The sequence below is a fragment of the Mycobacterium sp. Root135 genome, assembly GCF_001426545.1.
Classification (GTDB): domain Bacteria; phylum Actinomycetota; class Actinomycetes; order Mycobacteriales; family Mycobacteriaceae; genus Mycobacterium.
In genome coordinates this window covers 492,175-510,154 of sequence record NZ_LMEZ01000006.1, presented here as the reverse complement: position 1 = coordinate 510,154, position 17,980 = coordinate 492,175, and the positions used below count along the sequence as shown (strand labels likewise).

General features: G+C 69.7%; 15 protein-coding genes. 12 read left to right on the top strand and 3 right to left on the bottom strand.

Going from position 1 to position 17,980, the window contains the following annotated elements; translation table 11 throughout:
* Nucleotides 1–95 precede the first annotated feature (95 nt).
* On the top strand, nucleotides 96–611 hold the full coding sequence (locus ASD37_RS19135; protein WP_370073068.1) for a transglycosylase family protein: 516 nt from the start codon (nucleotides 96–98) through the stop codon (nucleotides 609–611).
* Here ASD37_RS19135 and ASD37_RS19130 read toward each other — a convergent pair.
* From ASD37_RS19130 to ASD37_RS19120, 3 genes are read right to left on the bottom strand one after another with little or no spacing between them, the layout of a single operon-like run.
* Nucleotides 577–1,749 carry an FAD-dependent oxidoreductase gene (locus ASD37_RS19130; protein WP_056554713.1) on the bottom strand — a complete coding sequence of 391 codons (1,173 nt, stop codon included), beginning with the start codon at nucleotides 1,747–1,749 and terminating at the stop codon, nucleotides 577–579. The genes ASD37_RS19135 and ASD37_RS19130 overlap by 35 nt on opposite strands.
* Nucleotides 1,750–1,758: 9 nt before the next feature.
* Nucleotides 1,759–2,280, bottom strand: a complete 522-nt coding sequence (locus ASD37_RS19125) for a PaaI family thioesterase (protein ID WP_056554711.1) — start codon at nucleotides 2,278–2,280, stop codon at nucleotides 1,759–1,761.
* On the bottom strand, nucleotides 2,277–2,666 hold the full coding sequence (locus ASD37_RS19120; RefSeq protein ID WP_056554708.1) for a helix-turn-helix domain-containing protein: 390 nt from the start codon (nucleotides 2,664–2,666) through the stop codon (nucleotides 2,277–2,279). Before ASD37_RS19120 ends, ASD37_RS19125 begins: the two co-directional genes overlap by 4 nt.
* Nucleotides 2,667–2,684: 18 nt before the next feature.
* Here ASD37_RS19120 and ASD37_RS19115 point away from each other — a divergent pair, with 18 nt between their 5' ends.
* From ASD37_RS19115 to ASD37_RS19065, 11 genes are all read left to right on the top strand, one after another.
* A complete protein-coding gene (locus ASD37_RS19115; protein WP_056554705.1) occupies nucleotides 2,685–4,055 on the top strand; it encodes an MFS transporter in 1,371 nt (456 codons plus the stop codon).
* Nucleotides 4,056–4,088: 33 nt separating this feature from the next.
* The gene (locus tag ASD37_RS19110; RefSeq protein ID WP_056554702.1) at nucleotides 4,089–4,598 is read left to right on the top strand and encodes a dimethylamine monooxygenase subunit DmmA family protein; all 510 of its coding nucleotides are present in this window, start codon (nucleotides 4,089–4,091) and stop codon (nucleotides 4,596–4,598) included.
* Nucleotides 4,595–5,530, top strand: coding sequence for a PDR/VanB family oxidoreductase (locus ASD37_RS32335; RefSeq protein ID WP_056554699.1), 936 nt, complete (start codon nucleotides 4,595–4,597; stop codon nucleotides 5,528–5,530). Before ASD37_RS19110 ends, ASD37_RS32335 begins: the two co-directional genes overlap by 4 nt.
* The gene (locus ASD37_RS19100) at nucleotides 5,527–6,513 is read left to right on the top strand and encodes a DUF3445 domain-containing protein (protein ID WP_056555480.1); all 987 of its coding nucleotides are present in this window, start codon (nucleotides 5,527–5,529) and stop codon (nucleotides 6,511–6,513) included. The genes ASD37_RS32335 and ASD37_RS19100 overlap by 4 nt, the downstream gene beginning before the upstream one ends.
* On the top strand, nucleotides 6,510–8,489 hold the full coding sequence (locus tag ASD37_RS19095) for a S9 family peptidase (protein WP_056554697.1): 1,980 nt from the start codon (nucleotides 6,510–6,512) through the stop codon (nucleotides 8,487–8,489). The genes ASD37_RS19100 and ASD37_RS19095 overlap by 4 nt, the downstream gene beginning before the upstream one ends.
* 20 nt (nucleotides 8,490–8,509) lie before the next feature.
* A complete protein-coding gene (locus tag ASD37_RS19090; RefSeq protein WP_056554694.1) occupies nucleotides 8,510–9,763 on the top strand; it encodes a trans-acting enoyl reductase family protein in 1,254 nt (417 codons plus the stop codon).
* A 56-nt stretch (nucleotides 9,764–9,819) separates the two neighbouring features.
* Complete coding sequence (locus tag ASD37_RS19085) at nucleotides 9,820–12,486, top strand: valine--tRNA ligase (protein WP_056554691.1); 2,667 nt, start codon at nucleotides 9,820–9,822, stop codon at nucleotides 12,484–12,486.
* On the top strand, nucleotides 12,483–13,931 hold the full coding sequence (locus ASD37_RS19080) for a folylpolyglutamate synthase/dihydrofolate synthase family protein (RefSeq protein WP_056554689.1): 1,449 nt from the start codon (nucleotides 12,483–12,485) through the stop codon (nucleotides 13,929–13,931). The genes ASD37_RS19085 and ASD37_RS19080 overlap by 4 nt, the downstream gene beginning before the upstream one ends.
* A gap of 59 nt (nucleotides 13,932–13,990) precedes the next feature.
* On the top strand, nucleotides 13,991–14,335 hold the full coding sequence (locus ASD37_RS19075) for a DUF4233 domain-containing protein (protein ID WP_156720987.1): 345 nt from the start codon (nucleotides 13,991–13,993) through the stop codon (nucleotides 14,333–14,335).
* A gap of 11 nt (nucleotides 14,336–14,346) precedes the next feature.
* Complete coding sequence (gene ndk, locus ASD37_RS19070; protein ID WP_056554685.1) at nucleotides 14,347–14,757, top strand: nucleoside-diphosphate kinase; 411 nt, start codon at nucleotides 14,347–14,349, stop codon at nucleotides 14,755–14,757.
* Nucleotides 14,758–15,060: 303 nt separating this feature from the next.
* Nucleotides 15,061–17,790, top strand: a complete 2,730-nt coding sequence (locus ASD37_RS19065; RefSeq protein WP_082570254.1) for an Rne/Rng family ribonuclease — start codon at nucleotides 15,061–15,063, stop codon at nucleotides 17,788–17,790.
* Nucleotides 17,791–17,980 lie beyond the last annotated feature (190 nt).

The window sequence follows — 17,980 nt, the reverse complement described above, 5'->3', positions numbered from 1 at the left end:
CATGTGATCGACCCCACGAATTACCCGTTGACCGCGTCAATTAGCCACGGGCTACCGCGGTCCTCGTGTCAACCGGTCGGGGAAGGACCGCACTCGTGAAAATCCAGGGAAACCGCACCTCAGTTGTCAGGGGCCTGAAGCTCGTTCTGCTGACCGGCGCATTCGCGATCGTCATCATGGCGATATCGACAGGAATGTCCGCAGGCAACGCCCATGCGGATTCGATGAACTGGGACGCCGTCGCACAGTGCGAGTCGGGCGGAAACTGGGCTGCCAGCACGGGGAACGGACACTACGGCGGGCTGCAGTTCAAGCCGGCCACCTGGAGCTCCAACGGCGGCGTCGGATCTCCCGCCACGGCGTCGCGCGCCGAACAGATCCGCGTCGCGGAGAACGTCCTCGTCAGCCAGGGCCCGGGCGCCTGGCCCAAGTGCGGCGCCAAGGGCGGCACCCCCGCCGTGTGGAACGTCTCGTCGATCAGCCCCGCGCCCGCTCAGCCGGCGACCGGCTGCCAGGCGATGCCCACCAAGGGTCTGCTCGGCTTCATCAACCCCCGCCAGATGTGCTCGGCCCTGCTCAACCCGATGGGCGCTCTGACCGGTCGGAGCTGAGGACGAAGGCCGCGCGCCCGGCCACCGAGGCCAGATGCCGCCGAAGGACTGCCTCGGGAACGACGGCCGACGCGCGCATCGCCGCGGCGCCGAGGAGCACGGGCCGCGCGTTGACGACTCGGCCGAACAATCGTGACTCGCGGGCCAACGCCGTCGTCCGCGGGCGCCGCAGCTCGGTGAACCGGGCGAACGCCCCCGGCAGATCGTCGACCGCGTCGACGCAGTGCGCCAGCGTGGCGGCGTCCTCCAAGCCCTGGCAGCCGCCCTGGCCGAGGTGGGGTCGCATCGGATGCGCGGCGTCGCCGACCAGGACGACGGGCCCGCGCCACCATTGGCGCGCCGGCTCGCGGTCGTAGAGGTCGTTGCGCAGGACGTCGGCCGGGTCGGTGGCCGCCAGCAGCGCGGGAACGGGGTCGACCCAGCTGCCGTACCTGGACCTGAGGTGGGCGAGTTCGCCCGCGGGGGCGACGCTTCCCTCGGGTTGACGTTCGGTGCCGAACCAATAGGTGTGCGTCGCGCCGAGCGGTACGTGCCCGAATTCGGTTCCCACGCCCACTGTTTCGCCGGCAAGATCGGGGTCCAACGCGAATTCGGCGATGCCGCGCCACGCGGTGTAGCCGGCGTATCGGCGGCGGAGGGTTCCGTTCAGATGGCGGGCCACCATGGAACCGATGCCGTCGGCGCCGACGACTGCGGCAACCTCACGGGTGCCACCGTCCGACGTCGTCACCCTGACACCCGTGGCGGTGAGGACGAGTTCGCTTGCCGCCAAACCTGATTCGACGGTGCCCTCGGTGAGCGCATCAGCAAGGATTCGGGTCAACACCGACCGCCGCACCACCACCAACGGCTCACCGAGTGCGGCGACGATCCGTTCGGGGGAGGGCCGCCGCAGCCACGTGCCGTCCGACCATCGCATCGCGCCGGCGGACACCCGCCCACCCGACTCGCGGACGGCGTCGCCGAGGCCGATGCGGTCCAGGGCGGCCAAGGCGTTGGGCCAGATGCTGATCGCCGTGCCCGACGAGGCGTCGACGCGTTCCTCGAGGACGGTGACGTCGTGGCCTCGACGCTGCAACGCGACGGCGGTCGCCAGTCCGGAGATGCCGGCGCCGATGACGAGGAAGCGTCGGCTCACGGCTCGACGCTAGCCCGGCGACGGGAGGTCGAACACCAGCAGGGTGCTCGTCGCCGTCGCGACGATCGCTCCGGACGCGTCGGTGACGACACCCTCGGTGAAGCCGACGCGGGACCCGGCCTTGACGACGGTGCCGGTCGCGGTCAGCGGTCCGCTGGAGGTCCGAACGCCCTTGAGGTAGTTGACCTTGATCTCGATGGACGTGTAGCCCTTGCCCTGCGGCAACGTGCTGTGCAAGGCGCAGCCGGCTACCGAGTCCAGCAGGGTGCAGACCAATCCGCCGTGCACCGCGCCGATGGGGTTGTAGGCCGAGTCGTCGGGTTCGCAGGTGAAGACGACGCGGCCGGGCTCGACTGATGCCATCGCGAACGTCATCAGGCCCGAGATCGGTGGCGGCGGCAGCGTCCCGTCGACGATTGCCCGCAGGTAGTCGACGCCCGCCATGGACAGGCCCTTGGCGGTGGTGGGTGCGGGGTCGTGCCAGGTGACGACCTTCGAGCGCTTCTCGCCCCATCCTTCGGCGTCGGTCACGTGGTCTCCTGGGGTCGGGTGAAGCGGCGGTAGCGGTTGCGGCGCAGCGGGTCGTCCGGGGCCACGGCGTGCTCGGCGCCCCAGGTCAGCAGCGCGTCCAGCACGGGTAGCAGGCCGCGGCCCGACGCGGTCAGCCCGTACTCGTCGCGCCGGGGATGTTCCTGATAGCTGGTCCGGTCGACGATGCCCGCCGCCTCCAACGTCTTGAGCCGGGCGGCGATCCGGTCGCGCGGCGCGCCGGTGCCCGCCACGATGTCACCGAATCGGCAAGCGCCGAGCGCAATTTCGCGGACGACGAGCAACGCCCACTTCTCACCGACGACGGTCATCGCGGCGGCGATCGGACAGGGTCGGCCCGCGAGATCGGCGAGCGGTGTGGTCGACACGGTGTTAGCGTGCCAGGAGTGAGTTTGAAAATCAAACCTGTTAAGGCCGACGTCACGTCGCTCGTTCCGATCGCGGCGGGCACGGCGCTGGTGCTGGTCACCTACGTCACGCCGATGGCGACGCTGACGGCGACGGTGGCCGGGCTCGCGGCCGGGGTCGCCGCGGGACCGTGGCTGCTCAACTCCATGTCGGTCGGCCTGGCCGCGGGCCTGCTCGCCGCGGGCGTCGTCGGTGACAACGTGGGCCGCCGTCGCGTCTACCTGGCCGGGCTCGTCGCGATGGCGATCGGGGCCGTCGCCTGCGGCGTGGCCTGGGAGGCGGTGGGATTCGTCGCGGGTCGCGTGCTCGAGGGAGTGGGCGGAGCGGCGGTGCTGGCCTGCGGTCTTGCGATCCTGGCCCACGACTTCACCGAGCCGCGCCGCCGTACCCACGCGACCGCGGTGTGGGGCACCAGCGTCGGCCTGGGAATCACGGTGGGCGCGGTGCTGTCCGCCGCCGTCGGGGCGGCGCACTGGCGCGGACCGTATCTGGCCGTCGCAGCGGTCGCGCTGATCATGCTGTGGCCCAGTCTGACCCGCATCGGCGAGTCACGCGCAGCCGGTCGACGCCGGCTCGACGGCGGCGGACTGGGCTTGTTCGCCTCGGCCATGATTCTGCTGGTGTGCGCACTGACCCTTGGGCGCAACGGGATCCACCTGACGTCGGTGGTGCTCGGCGCCGCCGGGCTGCTGGCGTTGATCGGCTTCGGAGTCGTGGAGACCCGAGTCCGCGACCCCCTCGTCGAGCCGAAGCTGCTTCGCCACAACCGCTTCCGGGCGGCCACCATCGGCTCCTTCGTCCTGGGCGCCGGCGTCATCGCCACCGTGTCGTTCGTTCCGACACTGGCCCAGACGGGACTGCGAGCCGGCATCTGGCCTGCCAGTCTCCTGGTCGTGGTGTGGTCCGGCACCAGCGTGGTGACGGCCTTCCTGTCCCGACTCATCCGGCATCCGATGACCGGCCCCATGCCGATCGCCGTCGCCCTCGTCGTCGTGGCGGCCGGCCAGGCGCTCGGCTTCGGAGTGACGGCCGAATCCAGCCCGTGGCGACTCGTTCCGTCGTTGTTCGTGGCGGGCGTCGCGACCGGTCTGCTCAACGCCCTGCTGGGGCGCGAGGCCGTCGCCAGCGTGCACGCCGACCGGGCCGCGATGGGCAGCGGGGCCAACAACACGGCCCGCTACTTCGGCGCGGCGGTCGGCATTACCTCCTTCGTCGTCATCGCCACCCACGTCGGCGACGACCTGGCCGCCGGCTGGAACGTGGCGGTCGCCGTGTCGGCGGCGATCTCGCTGGTGGGCGCCGGTGCGGTGGCCTTGGCAGGATGGGCGCCGCGCCACCCGCGCCCCTGACCCGGATGTGTGGTTTCCTCGAAGCAGACCGCCATGACGCCCGCCATCGAGTTCACCAGCGTGCCCCCGTGGGCCGTTGCGCCCCGCCGCGCCCCGGCCGACGTGTCGGGCCGGTACTGGACGGTGGTCGCCTTCGCGGGTGGCGAGTCGACCGCCACCGAGTGGGTCGCGCAGATCACCGGCCGTCATCCAGAGTCGGCTCCCGGCGTGCACCTGGTCTCCGACGATCTCGAGGCAACACGCGCGCTCGACGCCGACGTGGCCACCGCACGCGTCGGGTGGCGGCTGATGATGGCCGGTCCGGCCGACGCCTGCCTTCGGCTGCGGGCGCACGCGCTCGGCATCGGGATCGGTGACGACGAGATCACCGTCGCCAGCACCGACGTCGCCCACCGAGACGTCCACTGCGCGCACTGCCGCACCGTGACCCGGCAGGAGGTGCCCCTCGGGGGTGTCGTCGCCTGCAGTGGATGCGGCCGTCGGCTCGCCGTCCAGGCCCACGTGTCGCGCCGGATCGGCGCCCACCTCGGAGTGCTGACGTGACCGAACTGGAGCTCGTCGTCGTCGCAGTCGACGACCGGATACCGGACGTTCGCGCGGTGACCCTGGCGCGTTCCGACGGCGGTCCGCTGCCCCCGTACCCCGCGGGCAGCCACCTCGTCGTCCAATGCGGCCCCGTACTCAACGCGTACTCGCTCACCGGCGACGGTCTCGCCCCGACCAGCTATTCGATCTCGGTGCTGCTGTGTCCCAACGGCTCTGGTGGGTCGGCGTGGCTGCATCGCGAAATGCGCGTCGGTGACACGGTCCTCGCCCGCGGACCCCGCAGCGCGTTCGCACCCGTGCTGCGGGCAACGCGGCACCTCCTGGTGGCCGCGGGAATCGGGATCACCCCGATGGTGTCGCACCTGCGCAGCGCGCGACGCTGGGGTCGCGAGGCCGAACTGCTCTACGTCCACCGCCCGGGTTGCGGTGCCCACGTCGTCGACGTCGAGACGCTCGCCGACGACGCGGCGATCTTCACCGATCGCGAGTCCTTCGCCGCGGCGCTGACGCGTGCACTGTCGAACCAGCCGCTGGGAACCCACCTCTACCTGTGTGGCCCGACGTCCTTCATGGACGACGTCACCGCACGGGCGGTCGACCTCGGCTGGCCCGCGAGCCGGGTGCACGTCGAGCACTTCGGCACCGATGCGTTCGACCCCGGGGAGCCGTTCGACGTGCACCTGAGCGTCACCGGCGACACCTTCACCGTCGAGTCGGGTGTCTCGCTGTTGACCGCCCTGCTGGCGCGCGGAGTCGACGTCCCGAACCTGTGCAGGCGGGGAGTCTGTGGTGAATGCCGCATCACGGTCGCGGCAGGCGAGATACTGCACAGGGACCTCTATCTGAACGAGCGGGAACGGGCGACCGGGGAATCGATGATGTGCTGCGTGTCACGGGCGGCCGGGACGCCACTGGAGCTGTCGCTGTGACCGGCGTCGCCCCGAAGTCGTTGTCCACCTTCCCCTTTCCCTTCACCGGTGACAGCTATCGGTACAGCACCAACCTGGCGCCTGCGGGTACAGCGGTGGCGACCGAGACCGGCGGTTGGGGTGACCGGATCGTCGACGTCGACGGTGACTACGAGGTCGAGCTCGCAGAGCGGGCGACGATCCTGGCCGCCGACCCCGGTCGCCATGCGGTCCTGCCGCACATGCGGCCGGCCTGCTGGGACGCGATGCTCACCCTGATGCGGGAACTGGCCGCGAGCTACCCCGACGTCATGTCGCTGACCGGCGACGGGACCACCTGGTGCTGGCGCAACTCCCGACTCGGGGTGGTGCAGGACTTCGTCTTCGGCGACGAATCCACCCTTCCCGCCGAGCCGCTGGCCTACGTCGCCGCCCAGATGCAGGAGGACGTGGTCCTGCTCGACCAGCGAGACGGCGACCTCTTCGTCGACGCGGGCGTGGTGACCTTCGCGGCGGCCTGGTCGTTCGGCTTCGACGTCGGGATGGAGTTCCTCGAAGTCCACGGACCCGTCCCGCGGCTGCGGGAGAGCGGCGTCGTCACGAGGGCGCGCGACTTCATCCTGCGCCTGCAACCGGGGGAGGCCTACCGGCGCACCAACTGGTCGATCGCGATGGGGCGCCGCCTCGACCAGTCGTTGGAGCGCTACCCGGAGTGGGTCTCCGATCGGGACCTGGCCGCCACCGCCGACGACGACGAATTTGGCCGCCTCGCCCACCTCCGGGTCGAGGTGCAACACCTCATCAGGCTGCCGGAATCCGACGCGGTCTGCTTCCTGATCCGCACCTACCTCTTGGCGCTCGGCGACCTCGCCACCGTCGAGCCGTGGCGACTTCGCACCGCGGCGGTGCTCGAGGAGCTGCCGGAGGACCTGGCCGACTACAAGGGTTTTGCCCCGCACCGCGACCGCATCGTCGCGTGGCTTCGCCGACACGGAGGACCATGACGTCACCCTTTTCCGACCTCGACGAGTTCCTGGCCCTGCCGAGAGTCGCCGGGCTGGCGGTGTCCCCGGACGGCTCCCGGGCCGTCACAGGTGTCAGTGAGCTGAACGCGAAGCGCACCGAATACGTCACCGCCGTATGGGAACTCGACGTCGCCGGCCAGCAGCCGGCCCGACGCCTCACCCGCGGCGCCAAGGGGGAGTCGGCGCCGGTGTTCACGGCAACCGGTGACCTGCTCTTCATCGCCACGCGCGACGTCCCCGGCGCCGATGGCACCGACGAGCCGACTGCGTCGCTGTGGCGACTGCCCGCCGGTGGCGGGGAGGCCGTCGCCATCCTGGATCTGGCCGGCGGCGTCGAGGCGGTTCACGCGGCCCGCGCAGCCGACGTCACGCTGGTCACCGCGCCGCTGATGCCGTCGGCGGCCGACGTCGCCGACGACGAGCGGCTGCGGGCGCTGCGCAAGGACACCAAGGTGTCGGCGGTGCTGCACACCGGCTATCCCGTGCGGCACTGGGATCACGACATCGGCCCCGCCGAGCCACATCTCGTCGACGTTGCAGGTCGGCGTGACGTCACACCCCGCCCCGGTGGCGGCCTGCGCGAGGCGGACGTCGACCTCAGCGCCGACGGTCGGTTCGCCGTGGTGTCGTGGGCGGTGCCCGGTCCCGGCGCCTCGATCCGCCACCTGCTGGTGCGGGTCGACGTCGACACGGGCGAGCGGACGACGATCGCCGACGACCCTGGTGCCGATCTCGGCGCCCCCGCGATCTCGCCCGACGGCTCCGCGGTGGCGTTCGTCAGGGAGTCCCACTCGACACCCGACCTGGCCCCGCGAATCACGCTGTGTCACATGCGCTTCGGCGAAGAGTTCACCACGGTGGCCGCCGACTGGGACCGATGGCCTGCCTCCGTCGCGTGGACCACCGACGGCTCCGCGCTCGTCGTCACCGCCGACGACGCGGGCCGTCGGCCGGTGTCCCTCGTCGACCCCGCCGGCTCGTCCGTGACGCGCCTGACCCACGACGACTTCAGCTACACCGACGTGCGTCCAGCGCCCGGCCGCGTGATCTTCGCGCTGCGCAGCTCCTATTCCGCTGCGCCGCACCCCGTCAGGATCGACGGCGACGGCACCGTCACGGTGTTGCCGTGCGTCGAGATGCCCGCCCTGCCCGGAGAGTTGGTGGACGTGTCGGCCGTCGCCGAGGACGGCACCGAGGTGCGGTCGTGGTTGGTGCTTCCTGACGGTGACGCGCCAGCGCCCCTCGTGCTGTGGATCCACGGCGGTCCGCTTGGCAGTTGGAACACCTGGCACTGGCGCTGGAACCCCTGGCTGCTGGCCGCGCGCGGGTACGCCGTTCTGATGCCCGATCCGGCGCTGTCGACCGGTTATGGACAGGACTTCATCCAGCGCGGCTGGGGCGCATGGGGATTCGCGCCGTACACCGACCTGATGGCGGCCACCGACCAGGCGTTGCGGCACCCGAGGGTCGACGCGACCCGCACGGCGGCGATGGGCGGGTCCTTCGGCGGGTACATGGCCAACTGGATCGCGGGTCACACCGACCGGTTCGACGCGATCGTCACCCACGCCAGCCTGTGGGCGCTCGACCAGTTCGGTCCCACCACCGACGGCGGCTACTGGTGGGCCCGCGAGATGACGGCCGAGATGGCCGAACGGAACTCGCCGCATCGCAGCGTCGGCGAGATCTCCACCCCGACGCTCGTCATCCACGGCGACAAGGACTACCGCGTCCCCATCGGCGAGGGCCTTCGGCTCTGGTTCGAATTGCTGACCCGGTCCGGGCTTTCGGCCGCGGACGACGGCACCAGCCCGCACCGCTTCCTGTACTTCCCGACCGAGGGGCACTGGGTGCTCGCGCCGCAGCACACGAAGATCTGGTACCAGGTGATCCTGGCGTTTCTGGGTCGCCATCTGCGCGGTGAGGACGAGGAGCGTCCGGACACCCTCGGATGACGTCCCGGTAGCTTGGGGTCATGACCGAAGACCAGCGTGAATTCGACATCGTGCTCTACGGGGCGACCGGGTTCGTCGGCAAGTTGACGGCGCAGTACCTGGCGAAGGCCGGCGGTCCGGCGCGCATCGCGCTGGCGGGCCGATCGGTGGCCAAGCTCCGCGACGTCCGCGAATCCCTCGGCGACGCCGCCAGCGGGTGGGAGCTGATCGAAGCCGAGGCGGGCCAGCCGTCCACCCTCAACGACATGGCCGCCCGCACCCGGGTGGTCGTCGCCACCGTCGGGCCGTACACCAAGTACGGGCTCCCCGTCGTCGCCGCGTGCGCGGCGGCGGGGACGGACTACGCCGACCTGACGGGCGAGACGATGTTCATCAGGGAGAGCGCCGACCTGTTCGGGAAGGAAGCCGCCGACAACGGTGCCCGCATCGTGCACTCGTGCGGATTCGACTCGATCCCTTCGGATCTCACGGTGTACGCGCTCTACAAGCGGGCGCTCGCCGACAGTGCCGGCCAGCTGGGGGAGACCAACTTCGTGCTGCGCGGCTTCGCGGGCGGCGTGTCGGGCGGCACCGCGGCGTCGATGATCGAAGTGATGCACACCTCGTCGACCGATCCCGAGGCGCGCCGCGCGATGACCGATCCGTACACGCTCAGCACCGACCGTGCCGCCGAGCCCGAACTCGGCCACCAGTCCGACACCCCGTGGCGGCGCGGGCGCGACATCGCCCCCGAACTGGACGGCATCTGGACGGGCGCGTTCGTCATGGGCGCGACGAACTCGCGAATCGTCCGACGCAGCAACGCGTTGCTCGACTGGGCGTACGGCCGGTCGTTCCGGTACTCGGAGAACATGAGCGTGGGGTCGTCGGTGGTGGCGCCCGTCGCGGCTGCGCTTGGCACGGCCGCGAACGCCGCCGTGCTTGGCCTCGGCAGCCGGTACTTCGACAAGCTGCCCCGCAGCCTGGTCGAACGCGTCCTGCCGAAACCGGGCACCGGACCGAGCGAGCGGGCCCGCGAGAACGGGCACTACACGGTCGAGACCTACACCACGACCACCAGCGGGGCGCGCTACCGGGCGACCATGTCGCAGCAGGGCGACCCCGGCTACAAGGCGACGTCGGTGTTGTTGGGCGAGTGCGGGCTGGCGCTAGCGCTGGACCGCGACGACCTCTCCGACCTGCGCGGCGTGCTCACACCCGCGACCGCGCTCGGCGACGCACTGCTGGCCCGCCTCCCCGGCGCAGGGGTGACGATGAAGACCGAACGGCTGTAAGGGCCCGTCGTCGGGGGCTTTTATGTCAGCTCGCCGGGAGTTCCTACACTGTCGAGGTGACCGTCAGCCCGAAATCCGCAGATAGCCCAGGGGTGCAAGCCCTACCCAAGTCGTGGGATCCGGCCGCGGTAGAGACCGAGCTGTACCAGGGCTGGGTCGACGCGGGCTACTTCACCGCCGATCCGTCGAGCGAAAAGCCGCCCTACTCGATCGTCCTGCCGCCGCCGAACGTGACGGGCAGCCTGCACATGGGCCATGCCCTCGACCACACGCTGATGGACGCGCTGGCCCGGCGCAAGCGCATGCAGGGCTACGAGGTGCTGTGGCTGCCGGGCATGGACCACGCCGGCATCGCCACCCAGAGCGTGGTGGAGAAGCAGCTCGCCGTCGACGGCAAGACCAAGGAAGACTTCGGCCGCGAGCTGTTCGTCGACAAGGTGTGGGACTGGAAGCGCGAATCCGGCGGCACGATCGGCGGGCAGATGCGCCGCATCGGTGACGGCGTCGACTGGAGCCGCGACCGCTTCACCATGGACGAGGGCCTGTCCCGCGCCGTGCGCACCATCTTCAAGCGGCTCTACGACGCGAACCTGATCTATCAGGCCGAGCGGCTGGTCAACTGGTCACCGGTCCTGCAGACGGCGATCTCCGACCTCGAGGTCAAGTACTCCGACGTCGAGGGTGAGCTGGTCTCCTTCCGGTACGGGTCGATGGACGACGCGCAGCCACATGTGGTGGTGGCCACCACGCGGGTCGAGACGATGCTCGGTGACACCGCTATCGCCGTGCACCCCGACGACGACCGGTACCGTGCGTTGGTCGGCCAGAGTCTGCCCCACCCGTTCCTGGACACCCAGATGATCGTCGTCGCCGACGCACACGTCGACCCCGAATTCGGCACTGGCGCAGTCAAGGTCACGCCCGCGCACGATCCGAACGACTTCGAGATCGGCGTCCGGCACAACTTGCCGATGCCGTCGATCATGGACACGAAGGGCCGCATCGCAGGCACCGGAACCCGGTTCGACGGGATGGACCGCTTCGACGCGCGCGTCGCCGTGCGGGAGGCGCTCGCTGCCGAGGGCCGCATCGTCGAGGAGAAGCGGCCCTATCTGCACAGCGTCGGCCACTCCGAGCGCAGTGGCGAGCCCATCGAGCCGCGGCTGAGCCTGCAGTGGTGGGTGCGCGTCGAATCGCTGGCCAAGGCGGCGGGTGACGCAGTGCGCAACGGCGACACCGTGATTCACCCCGCCAGCCTCGAGCCGCGCTGGTTCGCGTGGGTGGACGACATGCACGACTGGTGCATCTCGCGTCAGCTGTGGTGGGGTCACCGGATCCCGGTCTGGCACGGCCCGAACGGCGAGAAGGTCTGCGTCGGACCGGACGAGACGCCACCCGAGGGGTGGGAGCAGGACCCCGACGTGCTGGACACGTGGTTCTCCTCGGCGCTGTGGCCGTTCTCCACGATGGGCTGGCCCGACCGCACCCCGGAACTCGACAAGTTCTATCCGACAAGCGTTCTCGTCACCGGTTACGACATCATCTTCTTCTGGGTGGCCAGGATGATGATGTTCGGCACCTTCGTCGGCGACGACGACGCGATCACCGCCGGCGGCACCCGCGCCCCGCAGGTGCCGTTCGAGAACGTCTTCCTGCACGGTCTGATCCGCGACGAGTTCGGCCGCAAGATGAGCAAGTCCAAGGGCAACGGCATCGACCCGTTGGACTGGGTCGACACCTACGGCGCCGACGCGCTGCGGTTCACCCTGGCCCGCGGCGCCAATCCCGGCGGCGACATGTCGATCGGCGAGGACTACGCCCGCGCCTCGCGCAACTTCGCCACCAAGCTGTTCAACGCCACCAAGTTCGCGTTGATGAACGGGGCGGCTCTAGCTCCGCTGCCCGGCGCCGACGAGCTGACCGACGCCGACCGCTGGATCCTCGGCAGGCTGGAAGAGGTTCGGGCCGAAGTGGATTCGGCCTTCGACCGCTACGAGTTCAGCCGGGCCTGCGAATCGCTCTACCACTTCGCGTGGGACGAGTTCTGTGACTGGTACCTCGAGCTGGCCAAGGTTCAGCTGGCCGAGCGGCCGGACGGTCCCACGAACGCCGTGCTGGCGACCGTGCTCGACAGTCTGCTCAAGCTGCTGCATCCCGTGATGCCGTTCGTCACCGAGACGCTGTGGAAGACGCTGACCGGGCAGGAATCGGTGGTGATCGCGGACTGGCCGCAGCCGTCGGGGTACGCCCTCGACGCCGTGGCCGGTCGGCGCGTCGCGGACATGCAGAAGCTCGTCACCGAGGTGCGCAGGTTCCGCAGCGACCAGGGCCTCAACGATCGGCAGCGGGTGCCTGCGCGTCTCGTCGGCATCGCGGAGGCCGACGTGTCGACGCAGGTCGCGGCCGTCACCTCGCTGGCGTGGCTGACCGAGCCCGAGGACGGGTTCACGCCGTCGGCCGCGGTCGAAGTCCGGTTGTCCAACGGGATGGTGCTCGTCGAGCTCGACACCTCCGGCACCGTCGACGTGGCCGCCGAGCGCAAACGGCTGGAGAAGGACCTCGCCGTCGCGCAGAAGGACCTTGCGCAGACCACCGCCAAGCTCGGCAACGAGGAGTTCCTGGCCAAGGCGCCCGACGCCGTCGTCGACAAGATCCGGACCCGGCAGCAGGTCGCCGGGGAAGAGGTCGAGCGGATCACCGCCCGGCTCGCCGGCCTGTCATGACCGAGCCGACGGGCGAGCCGACACCCGAACCCACTCCTGAGCCGACACCCGGTGAAATCGCGGCGCTGCTCCAGGTCGAGCACCTGCTCGACCAGCGCTGGCCCGAGACCAAGATCGAGCCGAGCACGGCGCGGATATCGGCACTGATGGAGCTGCTCGGCTCGCCTCAGCGGGCGTACCCGACGATCCACGTCGCCGGGACCAACGGCAAGACGTCGGTCACCAGGATCGTCGACTCGCTGCTGACGGCGCTGCATCGCCGGACCGGTCGCACGACCAGCCCGCATTTGCAGTCGGCCGTGGAGCGCATCTCCATCGACGGCAAGCCCATCACCCCGGCCCTCTACGTCGAGACCTACCGCGAGCTGGAACCCTTCGTCGAACTCGTCGACCAGCAATCCGAGGCGACCGGCGGCCCCCGCATGAGCAAGTTCGAGGTCGTCACGGCGATGGCGTTCGCGGCGTTCGCCGACGCGCCGGTCGACGTCGCCGTCATCGAGGTCGGCCTCGGCGGCCGGTGGGACGCCACCAACGTCGTCGACGCGCCCGTGGTGATCATCACGCCCATCGGCTTGGACCACACCGACTACCTCGGGGACACCATCGCCGAGATCGCCGGCGAGAAGGCCGGCATCATCGTCAAGCGGTTGCCCGATCCCGTCGCCCCCGACGTCGACCTGAGCACCGTGGCGATCATCGGTCAGCAGACCCCCGAGGCGATGGAAGTCGTTCTTGCAGAAGCGGTTCGGGCCGACGCCGCAGTCGCGCGGGAGGGTTCCGAGTTTGCGGTGCTCCGCCGTCAGGTCGCCATCGGCGGGCAACTGCTCGAACTTCAGGGACTTGGCGGGGTGTACCCCGAGGTGTTCCTGCCGCTGCACGGTGAGCACCAGGCGCACAACGCCCTGCTCGCCCTCGCCGCCGTCGAGGCGTTCTTCGGGGCCGGCGCGGACCGTCAGCTCGACGTCGACGCCGTCAGGGAGGGCTTCGCGAACGCGTCGAGCCCCGGTCGCTTGGAGCGCATGCGCAGCGCGCCAACGGTGTTCGTCGACGCTGCGCACAACCCGGCGGGTGCGGCGGCGCTCACGCAGGCGCTCGCCGACGAGTTCGACTTTCGTCACCTGGTCGGCGTCGTCTCGGTGATGGGCGACAAGGACGTCGACGGCATCCTCGCCGCCCTCGAACCCGCCTTCGACCAGATCGTGGTGACGCACAACGGATCACCGCGTGCCCTCGACGTCGAGGGCCTCGCCATGCGCGCCGAGGAACACTTCGGCCAGGACCGCGTCGTCACCGCACAGACATTGCCCGACGCCATCGAAACGGCGATCGCCCTTGCCGAGGACAGCGGAAACGAGGACTCGTTCTCCGGCAGCGGCATCGTCATCACCGGGTCGGTCGTGACCGCGGGTGCCGCCCGCACCCTCTTCGGACGGGACCCGTCGTGAGCGAGCCGGTGGACCAGAAACCAGTGGGACCCGACCCGTGGAAGAGCTTCCGCGGCGTCATGGCCGGCACGCTGATCCTCGAGGTCATCGTGGTTCTCCTTGCGCTGCCCGTGGTGTCGAACTCTCACGGCGGGCTGACGTGGGTCAGCGGCGGCTTCCTCCTCGGGGTCACCGGCATCCTGATCCTGCTGGCGGGCGTGCAGGGCAAGCCGTGGGCGCTCAAGGCCAACCTGGGCATGCAGGTGGTGTTGATCGGCGGGGTCGTCATCCACCCGGCCATCTGCTTCATCGGCGTGGTCTTCGCGGCGGTGTGGTTGCTGATCGCCTACCTGCGCGCCGAGGTCAAGCGTCGCCAGGACAGCGGCATGCTGCCCGGTCAGCAGTCTCCGCCCGCCGACGGGTAGGGTTCCTCGCCGTGACTGAGCGGACGCTGGTACTCGTTAAGCCCGACGGCGTGAAGCGCCTTCTCGTTGGGGAAATTCTCGGCCGAATCGAGCGCAAGGGCTTGACCATTGCGGCCCTCGAGCTGAAGAACGTCAGCGAGGATCTCGCCCGTGCGCACTACGCCGAGCACGAGGACAAGCCGTTCTTCGGTTCGCTGCTGGAGTTCATCACCTCGGGCCCGGTCGTCGCCGTAATCGCCGAGGGCCCGCGGGCCATTGCCGCCTTCCGTCAGCTTGCCGGCGGCACCGATCCGGTGGAGAAGGCCGCTCCCGGCACCATCCGCGGTGACCTGGCACTCGTCACCCAGGACAACCTCGTCCACGGCTCGGATTCGCCCGAGTCCGCCGCCCGCGAGATCGAGTTGTGGTTCCCCGGCCGTTAGCTGCTCGCCGGGGCTAGATCGGCACCTCGTCGGAGTCACCGCCGCGATGTGGGATACTGGCCAAGGGTGACTGGCTTCATAACGGAGCTGGAATCCCGGATGAAGACTTGGACGAGCGCGACCACCTAGGACAGGTTCCGTGTGCGGCGCGAAGTTCAGCCATCATTCAGCCAGGCACTGAGGGTTCTCACGAACTGCTCGGAGCGAGACCATGACAAGCCCGGGAAGAGTTCCACGGGTCCATAGCGGAAGCCCTCGCGTGGCCGCGTCAGTACGACGCGCCCGGGGGCTTGAGGAGAGTACGTGGCTGACCGTGATTTTGCCGCCCCATTCGAGCTACCCGGAGAGACCCAGCGAGACGAGGATGCGCCGGCTCAGTTGAGCCTTGACGCCGCCGGCGTCTTCGTCGAGCCGGGTGCCCATCGCGCCGCGCCCTCGGCGCAGGCTCTTGAAGTCGAGCCCGAGCCGCCTCCGGTGCCGGAACCACTGCCACCCAACACCGCACCGGCGGCCTACATGCCGCTGTTCGTCGCACCCCAGCCCGTCGCATTCGTCCCGCCCCGCGCAGTCGTGGTGCCCGACGACCTCGACGACGTGGACGAAGAAGACGACGACGAGGAAGACGACGACGACTCGTCGGGCGACTCCGACGACGACCAGGACGATCGTCCCGCAAACAAGCGTCGCCGACGTGGCCGCCGTGGTCGCGGCAGGGGACGCGGAGAACAAAGCGAAGACGGCGACGGTGATGGCGACGGTCAGGACGACGCCGTCGACCAGGGCGACTCCGAAGACGGGGCCGACGACGAGAGCTCCGACGACGACGGCGCCGACGACGAAGGTGGCGACGACGACAGCACCGGTGCCGACGGAGCCAACCGTCGCCGCAGGCGTCGCCGCCGCCGCAAGACCGGTGGTGGTGCCGGGGATTCCGACGGCGACGAGGCCACCTCGGCCGACGACCCGCCCAACACCGTCGTCCACGAGCGTCAGCCGCGGGCCGCGAAGGCGTCCAACAAGTCCTCCGGTGACGGAGAGATCCAGGGCATTGCGGGTTCGACGCGCCTGGAAGCCAAGCGTCAGCGCCGCCGTGACGGCCGCGACGCTGGCCGCCGTCGCCCCCCGATCCTGAGCGAAGCCGAGTTCCTGGCCCGTCGCGAGGCCGTCGAGCGGGTCATGATCGTCCGCGACAAGGTTCGCAGCGAGCCGCCGCACGAGGGCGGCCGCTACACCCAGATCGCGGTCATGGAGGACGGCGTCGTCGTCGAGCACTTCGTGACGTCGGCCGCTCAGGTGTCGCTGGTCGGCAACATCTACCTCGGCATCGTCCAGAACGTGCTGCCCTCCATGGAGGCGGCGTTCGTCGACATCGGCCGTGGTCGCAACGGCGTTCTCTACGCCGGCGAGGTCAACTGGGAGGCAGCCGGACTCGGTGGCGCCCAGCGCAAGATCGAGCAGGCGCTCAAGCCGGGCGACTACGTCGTCGTGCAGGTCAGCAAAGACCCGGTCGGGCACAAGGGCGCCCGGCTCACCACGCAGATTTCACTCGCCGGCCGCTACCTGGTGTACGTGCCCGGCGCCTCGTCGACCGGCATCAGCCGCAAGCTGCCCGACACCGAACGTCAGCGGTTGAAGGAGATCCTTCGCGAGGTCGTCCCGGCCGACGCGGGCGTGATCATCCGCACCGCGTCGGAGGGCGTCAAGGAAGAAGACATCCGCACCGACGTCAACCGCTTGCAGGAGCGGTGGGGTCAGGTCGAGGCCAAGGCCACCGAGCTCACCGGCAAGGCTGCGGGCGCCGCGATGGCGCTATACGAAGAGCCGGACGTGTTGGTCAAGGTCATCCGCGACCTGTTCAACGAGGACTTCAGTGGCCTCGTCGTCTCCGGTGACGACGCCTGGAACACCATCAGCGATTACGTGACTTCGGTTGCGCCGGAACTGCTTCCGCGCATGACGAAGTACGAGCCCGCAGCGTCCGGCGGTCCCGACGTGTTCGCGGTGCACCGCATCGACGAACAGCTGACCAAGGCGATGGACCGCAAGGTGTGGCTGCCGTCCGGCGGCACGCTGGTCATCGACCGCACCGAGGCTATGACCGTCGTCGACGTCAACACCGGCAAGTTCACCGGCTCGGGCGGCAACCTCGAACAGACCGTCACCCGCAACAACCTCGAAGCCGCCGAGGAGACCGTCCGGCAGCTCAGGTTGCGCGACATCGGCGGCATCATCGTCATCGACTTCATCGACATGGTGTTGGAGTCCAACCGCGACCTGGTGCTGCGTCGACTGACCGAAGCGCTGGCGCGCGATCGCACCCGTCATCAGGTCTCCGAGGTCACGTCGCTCGGCCTCGTGCAGCTCACCCGTAAGAAGCTGGGCACCGGGCTCATCGAGGCCTTCTCGACGACCTGCTCGCACTGCGCCGGGCGCGGCATCATGCTGCACGGCGACCCGGTGGACTCCGGGTCGGGCGCCGCTCGCAACAGCGAGCCGGGGACCGGCCGCCGCAGCAAGCGCGGCAAGAAGGGTGGCCGGCCCGCAGAAGAGGTTCAGGTCGCCAAGGTGCCCGTGCACGCCGCGGGGGAGCATCCGATGTTCCGCGCCATGGCAGCGGCCACCGGTGCTGATCACGGCGACGAGGAGGACGGCGACGTCTCCGAAGACGCCGAGAACATCGTTGTCGAGGGGTCCGAGGACATCGCGGCGACCGAGCCCGCCGAGGAAGTCTTGGCCGACGAGTCCGACGACGACTCCGATGACGAGGATTCCGACGACGACCTCGAGGATGAGGACGACGAGGACGAGGACGACGACGACATCGAAGTCATCGACGACGAAGACTCGGATGACGACGAAGACTCGGATGACGACGAAGACGACGACCTCGAGGATGAGGACGACGATTCGGACGACGACTCTGATGACGAGGACGACGACGATGACGAGGACGACGAGCCCGTCGTCGCTGTCACCGGCCGCCCCCGCCGTCGGCGTGCAGCCGCCCGCCCCGCAGGTCCACCGGTTTCATGAGGCCGTACGAGTCGCGGACTGGGTCGCGGTTTGACCCTCTACCCGCTGGTCACGTACCCTTGCACAGTTGTCTGCAGGCTCGGTAGCCGAGCCGGTGACACGCGGGGCTCACAACCCCCGCACCAAAGACCCGCGCACGCAGCCCTCGGGTGGCGCGCGCCCGCAAGCGAAGATGAGGATGACGCAAACG

Coding starts and splice junctions, on each gene's coding strand:
- ASD37_RS19075 (WP_156720987.1), top strand. CDS start 13,991: ATGGCCGGCACGCTGATCCTCGAGGTCATCGTGGTTCTCCTTGCGCTG.
- ASD37_RS19080 (WP_056554689.1), top strand. CDS start 12,483: ATGACCGAGCCGACGGGCGAGCCGACACCCGAACCCACTCCTGAGCCG.
- ASD37_RS19090 (WP_056554694.1), top strand. CDS start 8,510: ATGACCGAAGACCAGCGTGAATTCGACATCGTGCTCTACGGGGCGACC.
- ASD37_RS19095 (WP_056554697.1), top strand. CDS start 6,510: ATGACGTCACCCTTTTCCGACCTCGACGAGTTCCTGGCCCTGCCGAGA.
- ASD37_RS19110 (WP_056554702.1), top strand. CDS start 4,089: ATGACGCCCGCCATCGAGTTCACCAGCGTGCCCCCGTGGGCCGTTGCG.